This window comes from Halalkalibacter urbisdiaboli, assembly GCF_002156385.1.
GTDB lineage: Bacteria > Bacillota > Bacilli > Bacillales > Bacillaceae_D > Halalkalibacter_A > Halalkalibacter_A urbisdiaboli.
Genome location: NZ_MVJM01000003.1, coordinates 521,155 through 533,200 on the forward strand (window position 1 = coordinate 521,155; position 12,046 = coordinate 533,200).

A 12,046-nucleotide genomic window follows, 5' to 3' on the forward strand; every position below is an offset into this window, starting at 1 on the left:
TATTAGGAGGGTGTTTTAATCGGTTATTCATAACCTGTTAAAACACCCTCAATTATCTGTATGTAAGTTAATGTGATGTCGGGAGGGTGAATAAAGTGACTCAAGATGAGAATTTACGCAAAGAGAGATTGACATTACTCCTCCAGCAATTACAAATACCCGAGGAAGTTGTAACTCGTCATTTTGCCGAGGGGAAAATTCGCAAGTTAGTGATATCAAAGGAACAAAAATCTTGGCAATTTCATATTGAATTGCCAACAGTAGTTCCGTCAACAGTTTATGAATTATTCGCGAATCGCTTAAAGGAATCGTTTAAGCATATTGCATCGGTTGACTTCACCTTTCATTACGAAGCTTGTCAACCAGCTGACGTTAACTGGTCAGATTATTGGCCGTTAATCGTGTCAAACTTAGAAACCATTTCATCGGGACTTCGTGACTTATTACAAAATCAAACACCAAGTTTTGACGGAAAACGTTTAATGATAAATGTAAGAAATGAGACTGAGGCAGTTGCTTTAAAACGAAAGTTAGTTGAACCTTTCCAAAACACCTTAGCGAACCTTTGTTTACCGAACATCCAAATTGATGCGAATATTAAGGAGTCTAAGAAAGAATTTGCTCGTTTTCTTGAACAGAGGGAGCAGGAAGATCATGCCAAGATTGTTGAGGCCATTCTCGAAAAGAAGAAGCAGCAACAGCAAAGTGATGATAGTGCTAGTAAACAAGAACTCGTTTTAGGTTATCCGATTAAAGACGATCCAATTCCGCTTGAGGCGATTGTTGATGAAGAACGACGTATAACCGTTCAAGGCTATGTATTTTTCTCAGAGACGCGTGAATTACGTAGTGGGAGAACGCTTCTGACTTTCAAAATAACCGATTACACTGATTCGATCATGGTAAAGATGTTTTCTAGAGATAAGGAAGATATTCCGCTACTTCAATCTGTCAAAAAGGGAATGTGGTTAAAAGTTCGCGGGGGAGTCCAAAACGATACCTTTGTTCGCGATTTAGTGATGATTGCTAATGATTTAAACCAAATAAAACCTAATGAGAGAGCCGACGATGCTGTCGAAGGCGAAAAACGAGTAGAGCTACATCTTCACACGACAATGAGTCAAATGGATGGTATGGTCTCTGCGGGGCGTTATGTTGAACAAGCTGCAAAATGGGGACATCCAGCTATTGCAATTACGGATCATGGTGTTGTTCAGTCGTTCCCTGAAGCTTATTCAGCCGGAAAAAAACATGGGATTAAGGTACTCTTTGGAATGGAGGCTTATTTAGTCGATGACGGTGTGCCAATTGCATATAACGAGGCACATCGGCAGCTATTAGAAGATGAATATGTTGTCTTTGACGTAGAAACGACAGGGTTGTCAGCTGTCTATAATACGATTATCGAGCTTGCAGCAGTAAAAGTGAAGGGTGGAGAAATCATCGATCGTTTTGAATCCTTTGCTGATCCACATGAACCGTTATCTAATACTATTATTGAATTGACCGGGATTACGGACGACATGCTTAAAGGCCAACCAGAAGTTGAAGAGGTGCTTAAAAAGTTTCGTGATTTTGTCGGAGATTCAATTTTAGTCGCACATAATGCTAGTTTTGATATGGGTTTTCTTAATGTCGGTTATCAAAAAATTGGGTTAGGAGAAGCGGAAAATCCAGTAATTGATACGTTAGAATTAGGTCGTTTCTTATATCCAGAATTAAAAAATCATCGACTTAATACCTTATGTAAAAAATTTGATATTGAGCTAGTCAGTCATCACCGAGCGATTTATGATGCTGAGGCAACAGGCTATTTACTTTGGAAAATGGTCAAGGATGCTAATGAGCGTGACATTGAATTTCATGATGAATTGAATGACCATATGGGGCAAGGGAATTTTCACCGTCAACGCCCTTCACATTGTACAATTCTTGCTCAAACACAAGAGGGGCTCAAAAATTTATATAAGCTTGTTTCTCAATCGCATGTTGAGTATTTTTTCAGAACACCACGCATCCCGCGTTCACTGCTTCAAAAGCATCGACAAGGTTTACTTGTCGGTACAGCTTGTGATCAAGGTGAAGTGTTTGAAGGGATGATGCAAAAATCACCTGATGAAGTAGAGTCAATTGCGGCATTCTATGATTACTTAGAAGTTCAACCATTGTCTAATTATCAACATTTAATTGAAAAAGAGCTTGTAAAAAATGAACAAGCCCTTATTGAAATTATTTCAAATATTGTAACATTAGGTGAAAAAATTGATAAACCGGTAGTTGCAACAGGTAATGTTCATTACTTACATGAAGAAGATCATATTTATCGAAAAATCCTTATTGCTTCTCAAGGTGGAGCAAATCCTTTAAATAAACAAACGTTGCCACAGGTTCATTTTAAAACGACAACTGAAATGCTAGAGGCGTTCTCATTTCTTGGTGAGGAACGTGCCAAGGAGCTCGTTGTAACGAATACACAAAAAATAGCGGATATGATTGAGGAGATTCATCCAATTCCTGATGAACTATATACACCTAAAATTGAAGGGGCAGATGAAGAAATTCGTGAAATGAGCTACAGTATGGCAAGAAGGATTTATGGGGATGAATTACCTGAGATTGTAGAAGCGAGATTGGAAAAAGAGCTAAAGAGCATTATCGGACACGGATTCGCGGTAATCTATTTAATATCTCATAAACTTGTAAAGAAATCGCTTATTGATGGTTATCTCGTCGGTTCTCGAGGTTCAGTAGGTTCTTCGTTTGTTGCAACGATGACCGAAATTACGGAGGTTAATCCACTGCCGCCACATTACGTTTGTCCAAGTTGTCATCATTCGTACTTCTTTGACGATGGCTCAGTTGGTTCAGGTTACGATTTACCTGATAAGGATTGTCCTGAGTGTGGGACTGCGTATGTAAAAGATGGACAAGACATTCCATTTGAAACGTTCTTAGGCTTTAAAGGTGATAAAGTTCCGGATATCGATTTAAATTTCTCTGGTGAATACCAGCCTCGTGCACACCATTATACGAAGGAGTTGTTTGGTGAAGAATACGTATACCGTGCTGGTACGATCGGTACAGTGGCGGAAAAAACCGCATATGGATACGTAAAAGGCTATCAAGGGGATCATGACCTTCATATTCGAGGGGCTGAAATTGACCGTTTAGTTTCAGGATGTACAGGAGTTAAACGGACTACGGGTCAGCATCCAGGTGGGATTATCGTTGTTCCTGATTACATGGATATACATGACTTCTGTCCAATCCAGTTCCCCGCAGATGATAAAAATGCTGAATGGAAAACGACTCACTTTGACTTCCATTCGATCCATGATAATCTACTAAAGCTCGATATTCTAGGACACGATGACCCAACTGTTATACGTATGCTTCAAGATTTAAGTGGTATCGACCCGAAAACCATTCCAACCGACGATTCGGAAGTTATGAAAATTTTCAGTGGACCGGATGTTCTTGGTGTTACTGAAGAGCAAATTATGTGTAAAACAGGAACGTTAGGTATCCCAGAGTTCGGAACAAGGTTTGTTCGACAAATGCTTGAGGAAACTAAGCCAAGTACGTTTTCAGAGCTTGTCCAAATTTCAGGGTTATCGCACGGTACCGATGTCTGGTTAAACAATGCGAACGAATTAATTTATAATGGAACGTGTGAGCTAAAGGATGTTATTGGCTGTCGTGATGATATTATGGTTTACCTCATATATAAAGGGCTTGAACCATCGTTAGCTTTTAAAATTATGGAATTTGTTCGTAAGGGGAAAGGCCTTCAGCCAGAATGGATTGAGGAAATGAAAAAGCATGACGTCCCTGACTGGTATATAGGGTCATGTATGAAAATTAAATATATGTTCCCGAAAGCCCATGCTGCTGCATATGTATTAATGGCTGTCCGAATAGCGTACTTTAAAGTCCATCATCCGATTCTATATTATGCAGCATACTTTACTGTACGTGCTGATGATTTTGATTTGGATACAATGATTAAAGGTTCGACAGCAATAAGAGCAAAAATTGAAGAAATTAATGCGAAGGGCCTCGATGCTGCACCTAAAGAGAAAGCTGTTGTCATTGTTCTCGAGTTAGCATTAGAAATGTGTGAGCGCGGCTATTCCTTTCAAAAAGTGGATCTGTACCGTTCAAGTGCAACCGAGTTTATCGTAGAAGGAAATAGTTTACTTCCTCCGTTTAATGCAATGACTGGAGTTGGGACAAATGCAGCCTTAAATATTGTGAAAGCACGAGCAGAAAGAGAATTTTTATCTAAAGAAGACTTACAGCAAAGAGCGAAGCTGACAAAGACGGTTGTCGAACATCTAGATGATCATGGCTGTCTCGAAGGCTTACCAGAATCAAATCAGTTATCCTTGTTTTAATCGTGTTTAACGAACGAACGTAGATGCTATCTGTTGCAATGGTTTAGAGAGTATGATATTGTGATTATGGTAATACTTAGAATACGTCGTGAAAAGAGTGGGGAAACCCACTCTTTCGTTGTTCGTTGACCAATGTAGGATTAACTAGCTCTTAAAATGATAAAAATAAAAGGAACTCTAACAGCAAGGAGGGTACAGATTGAGTCAAAAAGTAACAGATCTAACAGCAGAACTCGTTACACCGATATTAGACGAGCTTGATTTAGAACTTGTGGACGTGGAATTTAAAAAAGAAGGACCAAATTGGTTTCTCCGGATTTTTATCGATTCAGATTCTGGTGTTGATCTAGAAGATTGTGGCAAGGTTAGTGAACAATTAAGTGAAAAGCTTGATAAACTTGATCCAATTCAGCAAGCTTATTTCTTAGAAGTTTCCTCACCTGGAGCGGAGCGTCCTTTGAAAAAAGAAAGCGACTTCGAAAAATCTGTTGGAAAAAACATTCACGTAACGACATACGAGCCAATCGATGGCGAAAAAGCGTTTGAAGGTATGCTACAATCTTATGATGGTGAAACACTTGAAATAGAAGTGAAAATTAAAACACGTAAGAAAATATATTCAATCCCTGCTAATAAAGTAGCCAGTGCTAGATTAGCGATTATTTTTTAATAGATTGTCATGTGTTATTGAATGGTATTTTCTTTTAAATTGAAAGGGGGAAAGAAATCCATGAATAGTGAATTTATGGATGCACTAGCTACATTAGAAAGAGAAAAAGGGATAGGAAAAGAAGTTATTATTGAAGCAATTGAAGCAGCTCTTATCTCAGGCTATAAACGAAACTTTAATCAAGCTCAAAATGTTCGAGTTGATGTAAACCGGGAAAATGGAAGTATTCGTGTTTTTGCAAGAAAAACAGTAGTTGAAGAAGTGTTCGATGCAAGACTAGAAATTTCCTTAGAAGAAGCAAAGCATATTAATCCAAACTATGAAGTTGATGATATCATTGAAATCGAAGTAACACCAAAAGACTTTGGACGAATTGCTGCGCAAACTGCAAAACAAGTAGTTACACAACGTGTAAGAGAAGCAGAGCGTGGTATTATTTATTCTGACTTCATTGACCGTGAAGAAGATATTATGACGGGAATTGTCCAACGTCAGGATCATCGCTTTATCTACGTTGATCTTGGGAAGGTTGAAGCCTTGCTTCCGTTAAATGAGCAGATGCCAAACGAATCTTATAAACACAATGATCGTATTAAGGCTTATATTACCAAAGTTGAAAAAACGACAAAAGGCCCTCAAATATTAATTTCACGTTCGCATCCAGGGCTATTGAAACGATTATTTGAGTTAGAAGTTCCTGAAATTTATGATGGAACCGTAGAGATTAAGTCCGTATCCCGTGAAGCAGGGGATCGGTCTAAAATTGCCGTTCATGCGGAAAACCCGGAAGTTGATCCAGTTGGTGCGTGTGTAGGTCCTAGAGGGCAACGTGTTCAAACCATTGTAAATGAGCTTAAAGGTGAAAAGATCGACATTGTACGTTGGTCTGAGGACCCTGTTGAGTATGTAGCAAATGCGTTAAGTCCATCAAAGGTTATCAAGGTTAATGTCAATGAGGATGAAAAAATGACTCAAGTTATCGTTCCGGATTACCAATTGTCTCTTGCGATTGGAAAAAGAGGACAGAATGCTCGTTTGGCTGCAAAGTTAACAGGTTGGAAGATTGACATTAAGAGTGAATCAGAGGCTGAAGAACTTGGTCTGCTAAATGATGCTAATTATGTTGAACCTCGAGGTGAGGGTGCAAATGTAAATGTGGAAGAAGATACATTTGTTCCTGATTTGGTGGAAGAGCAAGAATAAAAAAGGGGATGGGGCAAATGAAACAAAGAAAAGTTCCTCTTCGAAAATGTGTTGTGACAAACGAAATGAAACCAAAGCATGAACTCATTCGTATCGTTCGTTCTCCGGAGGGAGAGGTAACGGTTGATCCTACGGGTAAAAAGAATGGTCGAGGTGCTTATATTAGCAATAATCAGGAATGTTTTGAAATGGCGAAGAAAAAAGATGTCCTTTCAAGGCATTTGCAAGTCAAAGTTAGCCCTGAGCTTTATGACGAGCTAGAACTTGCAAGACAACGAGGTCAGAAATAATGAGTGAAGTGACCCCGAAATGGATATCCTTACTCGGTCTAGCAGCAAGAGCAAGACAGCTAACTACTGGAGAGGAGCTGGTCATTAAAGAAGTACGAAGACGTTCTTTGTATCTCGTACTGCTTTCAGATGATGCAGCTGAACTAACAAAGAAAAAGATATTGGACAAATGCAGCCATTATAGTATCCCTGTTAGAATCCTATCTGATCGTTCAACATTAGGGCAAGCGATAGGAAAGGCTGAGCGGGTCGTAATTGGAGTAAAAGATGCGGGTTTTGCGAAAAAAATGACTGCATTAATTGACCAATGAAAGTGGAGGTAAGTGTATGAGGAAAATGCGAATATATGAATATGCAAAAGAAAAAAACGTACCGAGCAAAGATGTTATCGAGCAACTTAAGGATTTAGGGGAATCTGTATCAAATCATATGTCAATTATTGACGAGGATGTGATTCGTAAGTTAGAAGGAGGAGGGGAATCTTCTTCAGGGAAAACAGCTGATCCTAAACCGGATGTCAAAAACGAAAAGCCTGCAAAGCCAAAAAATAATCAGCAACAAAAGCCTACAAACAATAAGAAAAAAGGTCAAAAGCCCCAAAACCAACAAAATCAACAGCAGCAGCGTGGAAGACAACAAAAAAACCAAGGGCGTCCGGAGCAAGCTAAACCTAAAGCATTACCAGAAAAAATTACATATTCTGGTTCGTTGACGGTAGGTGAGTTAGCTGGAAAGTTAAATAAAGAGCCGTCGGAGATTATTAAAAAGCTGATGATGCTTGGAGTAATGGCCACGATTAACCAAGAGCTCGATAAAGATTCAATTGAACTCATTGCTAGTGATTTCGGAGTGGAAGTTGAGGAAGAAATTATTGTTGATGAGATGGATATTGAAAGCTATGTTGATGAAGATAAAGAAGAGGACCTACAGGAGCGTCCCCCTGTCGTAACGATTATGGGGCACGTTGACCATGGTAAAACGACACTTCTTGATTCAATTAGACATACGAAGGTTACGGCTGGAGAAGCTGGTGGGATTACGCAGCATATTGGTGCTTATCAAATCGAGGCAAGTGGAAAGAAAATCACCTTCCTCGATACTCCAGGACACGCGGCTTTTACAACAATGCGTGCTCGTGGGGCGAAAGTCACTGATATTACGATTCTGGTAGTAGCAGCAGATGATGGTGTAATGCCACAAACGAAGGAAGCAATCAGTCATGCTAAAGCAGCTGGTGTTCCAATTATCGTTGCAGTCAATAAGATTGATAAAGAAGCAGCGAATCCTGACCGTGTTATGCAAGAATTAACGGAGTTCCAACTTGTACCAGAGGCTTGGGGTGGAGACACGATTTTCGTTAATGTTTCTGCTTTAGACGGTACTGGAATTGATGAGCTTCTTGAAATGATCCTTCTTGTTTCCGAGGTAGAGGAATTAAAAGCGAATCCTAATAAACTCGCGAAAGGAACAGTTATCGAAGCTCAGCTTGATAAAGGTCGTGGAGCCGTTGCTACACTACTTGTGCAAAGTGGAACATTAAACGTCGGTGACCCGATTGTTGTCGGAAATACATTTGGTCGTGTTCGAGCAATGGTAAATGACCTAGGTAGACGTGTTAAGACAGTGGGGCCTTCTACACCTGTTGAAATTACAGGTTTAAATGAAGTACCACAAGCTGGAGACCAATTTCAAGCTTTCGAAGATGAGAAAAAAGCGCGCTCTATTGGTGAAGCACGTATGTCTCGTCAACGTGAAGAAAACCTTGCAGAAAACTCTAGAGTTAGTCTAGATGACTTATTTAACCAAATTCAGCAAGGTGAAGTAAAAGATATTAATATTATCATTAAGGCTGATGTTCAAGGCTCTGCAGAAGCAATGCGCGGTTCACTTGAGAAAATTGAAGTTGAAGGTGTTAAAGTTAATATTATTCATGCAGGTGTTGGAGCGATTGCTGAATCAGATGTCATTTTAGCGTCTGCATCAAATGCGATCATTATCGGTTTTAATGTTCGTCCAGATGTAAATGCTAAGCGTACGGCTGAAGCAGAAAAGGTGGATATTCGTCTTCACCGTGTTATTTATAACGCGATTGATGAAATCGAGGCAGCGATGAAAGGGATGTTAGATCCTGAGTTTGAGGAGAAAGTGATTGGTCAAGTAGAAGTTCGTACGACCTTTAAAGTATCAAAAATTGGTACGATCGCTGGTTCATATGTAACTGAAGGCAAAGTTTCTCGAGACTCCACTGTTCGACTTATCCGTGATGGCATTGTTGTATATGAAGGGGCCATAAATGCCCTTAAGCGCTTTAAGGATGATGCGAAAGAAGTTGCTGCAGGTTATGAGTGTGGAATTACACTTGAAAACTTTAATGATATTAAAGAAGGCGACATCATTGAAGCTTATGTCATGGAGGAAATTGAGCGTAAATGATCATTGGTTCCGTTCGGTGTGAGCTTCTAATCTATGATGCAAATTCATTAAAAGCAAAGCGCTCCGTCCTTAAAAGCTTACTAACCCGTCTTAAACAGCGCTTTAATATTTCAGTGGCTGAGACGGATCATCAAAATGTTTGGCAAAGAGCAGAAATCGTTCTTGTAACAGTTGCAAGTGAACGTGTAATTTGTGAAAGAGAATTGCAGCGTGCTTTGGCTCTTATTGACAGTGAGACAGAGGCAGAGCGGACAATTACGGAATTTGAATGGCTCTAAGTCAGTTTTGACACTTAGATAAAATAGAGGTGAACAGCTATGAGCAATGTGCGGGCACACCGTGTTGGTGAACAAATGAAAAAAGAATTAAGCGACATTATTATGCGTGAACTAAAAGATCCGCGTGTCTCGTTTGTAACAGTTACTGGAGTTGATGTTACTGGGGATCTTCAGCAAGCAAAAGTGTTTATTACTGTTCTTGGAAGTGATGAACAGAAAGAATCGACACTTCTAGGGCTTTCAAAAGCAAAAGGGTTTATACGCTCAGAAATCGGCAAACGAATTCGTTTGCGTAAAACACCTGAGATCACATTTGAATTTGATGAATCGATTGAGTACGGTAATCGAATTGAATCACTGCTAAGTGAGTTGAATAAAGAGCAAAGATAAATGGAGAGGATAGGGGGGCTTTGGCTCTTCTATCTTTTTCTGTTAAGAGGTGAAGTAATGCAACCTTCAGGAATTTTACCGTTACATAAACCAGTTGGAATGACATCACATGACTGCGTAATGAAAGTTCGGAAGCTGTTTCAAACCAAAAAGGTTGGACATACAGGAACATTAGATCCCGACGTTAATGGGGTGCTACCGATTTGTATAGGAAAAGCAACAAAAGTAGCGCAATATATGTCTGATTACCCGAAAACATACGAAGGTGAAGTAACAATTGGCTACTCCACTACAACGGAGGATAAGTCTGGGGAAGTTGTGGAGCGAAAAGCTGTTATTACAGGTTGGAAAGAAAATGAGATTGAGGAGTTAATGGAATCTTTTGTTGGGGAAATTGAACAAATTCCACCAATGTATTCTGCCGTTAAAGTGAATGGGAAGCGTTTGTATGAGTATGCACGTGCAGGGAAAGAAGTTGAACGACCAAAACGGCGGATTTCAATTTACTCATTAACACTTTTAGGACCTATTCAAAAGCATGAGAAGACTGTAAGTTTTCGCTTTCGTGTTCACTGTAGCAAGGGTACTTACGTCCGGACCTTAGCGGTAGATCTTGGTAAAAAATTAGGCTTCCCTGCTCATATGTCTGATTTAACGAGAGTGAAGTCCGGCCCTTTTAGTTTGGATGAGTGTATCCACCTTGAAGAACTAGCCGAGATGGAAATAGGACAAAGAGGAAATCAGCTTTTGCCTTTAGAATTAGCGATTGCCCATATACCTACCTGTATTGTTGACAAAGAGACAGAAGCACAAATTAAGAACGGCTCAGTATTACCGCAAGACAAAGGATTAGAAGAACAACGTTTTACGTTTTATAATGAAGATGGTGAATGTTTAGCTATATATCAGCAGCACCCTACAAAAAGCGGATTAATTAAACCAGAAAAAATGCTTTGGACTTCAGAAGCATAGAAATTGAGTATGGGTGTAAGAGGGGAGTCATGATGGATATTATTTATTTGCAACATCCAATAGAAGCATCTACCTTAAAAAAACGAAAATCTGTCATGGCGTTAGGATATTTTGACGGGGTACATAATGGACATAAGCAGGTGATACAAACAGCTAGTCAAAAAGCAAAGGATCTTGGAGTAGATTTAGCCGTCATGACATTTGATCCACACCCGAAAGAAGTCCTACGTCAACATACAGAGCCATTACGTTTTATTACTCCTTTGTCCGATAAGATTGAACGAATTAATAAACTAGACGTAGACACGTTATATGTTGTTCGTTTCACAGAGGAATTTGCCAAGCTTACACCTCAGGAATTTGTGGATGATTATTTAATTGGTCTTGATGTTAAACATGTTGTGGCTGGTTTTGATTTTACGTATGGTGCTCTTGGGAAGGGAACAATGGAAACATTGCCCTTCCATGCGAGAAATCAATTTTCCCAAACAACTGTAGCGAAATTTAAAGAAGGGGATAAGAAAGTAAGTTCAACGGAAATACGCTCCCTTCTTAATGAAGGAAGAGTTGAGGATGTATCTCTTTTTTTAGGAAATGATTACTCTGTTCGTGGAGTTGTTGTTCACGGTGAAAAAAGAGGAAGAACAATTGGATTTCCAACAGCTAATATCGAACTGTCGGAACGTTATATTATCCCGAAAATAGGTGTATATGCAGTCGAAATGAAAATACGTGGTAAGTTATATCAGGGAGTCTGTAATATTGGCTATAAGCCAACTTTTCACAACGAAAGAGCTGAGTTGCCAAATATTGAAGTTCATCTATTTTCATTTTACGAAACGATTTATGGGGAAGAAGTTGAAGTAATTTGGAAAAAAAGAATACGCGCGGAGCGAAAATTTTCTGGTATCGATGAATTGATTACACAAATTAAGTTAGATAGGGAAAAAGCAGTGGACTTCTTTTCAACCATAAAAAATGATAGATAAACTTGCAATCTTACACAAAGCAATGTATAGTAGTCCTTGTACTTCAAGTACGCATCCGTTTCTTGGCTATACGACTCACCGACGTTTGCTAGGGAATAGGAGATATTAAAAAAGGAGGTGGACAGGATGGCATTAACACAAGAGCGCAAGAATGAGCTTATTGCAGAATTCAAAACGCATGACACGGACACTGGTTCTCCAGAGGTTCAAGTCGCTATCCTTACTGAGCAAATCAACACATTAAATGAGCACTTACGTACTCATAAGAAGGATCACCACTCACGTCGTGGTCTTTTGAAAATGGTAGGTCAACGTCGTAACTTGTTAACATATCTTCGTAACAAGGATGTTACTCGTTACCGTAACCTTGTTGACAAGCTTGGCTTACGCCGATAATTGTGATGAAAGCGGGAGATGTCCCGCT

Annotated in this window: 11 protein-coding genes; all 11 read left to right on the top strand. The window is 39.5% G+C overall.

All coding sequences use genetic code 11. The features are described from left to right. Positions 1-95: 95 nt before the first annotated feature. A complete protein-coding gene (locus B1R93_RS16890) occupies positions 96-4,397 on the top strand; it encodes a PolC-type DNA polymerase III (RefSeq protein ID WP_088105127.1) in 4,302 nt (1,433 codons plus the stop codon). A 199-nt stretch (positions 4,398-4,596) separates the two neighbouring features. After that, positions 4,597-5,067, top strand: coding sequence for a ribosome maturation factor RimP (gene rimP / locus B1R93_RS16895; protein WP_088105128.1), 471 nt, complete (start codon positions 4,597-4,599; stop codon positions 5,065-5,067). A gap of 60 nt (positions 5,068-5,127) precedes the next feature. Next, positions 5,128-6,270 carry a transcription termination factor NusA gene (nusA, locus tag B1R93_RS16900; protein WP_088105129.1) on the top strand — a complete coding sequence of 381 codons (1,143 nt, stop codon included), beginning with the start codon at positions 5,128-5,130 and terminating at the stop codon, positions 6,268-6,270. 17 nt (positions 6,271-6,287) lie between these two features. Next, positions 6,288-6,560, top strand: coding sequence for an RNase P modulator RnpM (gene rnpM / locus B1R93_RS16905; protein ID WP_088105130.1), 273 nt, complete (start codon positions 6,288-6,290; stop codon positions 6,558-6,560). Continuing rightward, a complete protein-coding gene (locus B1R93_RS16910; RefSeq protein ID WP_088105131.1) occupies positions 6,560-6,871 on the top strand; it encodes a YlxQ family RNA-binding protein in 312 nt (103 codons plus the stop codon). The genes rnpM and B1R93_RS16910 overlap by 1 nt, the downstream gene beginning before the upstream one ends. Before the next feature lie 16 nt (positions 6,872-6,887). After that, positions 6,888-8,993, top strand: coding sequence for a translation initiation factor IF-2 (gene infB, locus B1R93_RS16915; protein WP_088105132.1), 2,106 nt, complete (start codon positions 6,888-6,890; stop codon positions 8,991-8,993). Further along, positions 8,990-9,271 (top strand): DUF503 domain-containing protein, encoded by a 282-nt coding sequence (locus tag B1R93_RS16920; protein ID WP_207634173.1) that lies wholly within the window; start codon positions 8,990-8,992, stop codon positions 9,269-9,271. The genes infB and B1R93_RS16920 overlap by 4 nt, the downstream gene beginning before the upstream one ends. Positions 9,272-9,310: 39 nt before the next feature. Beyond that, positions 9,311-9,661 carry a 30S ribosome-binding factor RbfA gene (gene rbfA / locus B1R93_RS16925; protein WP_088105133.1) on the top strand — a complete coding sequence of 117 codons (351 nt, stop codon included), beginning with the start codon at positions 9,311-9,313 and terminating at the stop codon, positions 9,659-9,661. 57 nt (positions 9,662-9,718) lie between these two features. Beyond that, positions 9,719-10,633, top strand: coding sequence for a tRNA pseudouridine(55) synthase TruB (truB, locus tag B1R93_RS16930; protein ID WP_088105134.1), 915 nt, complete (start codon positions 9,719-9,721; stop codon positions 10,631-10,633). A 32-nt stretch (positions 10,634-10,665) separates the two neighbouring features. Then, on the top strand, positions 10,666-11,622 hold the full coding sequence (gene ribF / locus B1R93_RS16935; protein ID WP_088105135.1) for a bifunctional riboflavin kinase/FAD synthetase: 957 nt from the start codon (positions 10,666-10,668) through the stop codon (positions 11,620-11,622). A gap of 126 nt (positions 11,623-11,748) precedes the next feature. Next, positions 11,749-12,018 carry a 30S ribosomal protein S15 gene (gene rpsO, locus B1R93_RS16940; RefSeq protein ID WP_012959342.1) on the top strand — a complete coding sequence of 90 codons (270 nt, stop codon included), beginning with the start codon at positions 11,749-11,751 and terminating at the stop codon, positions 12,016-12,018. Positions 12,019-12,046 lie beyond the last annotated feature (28 nt).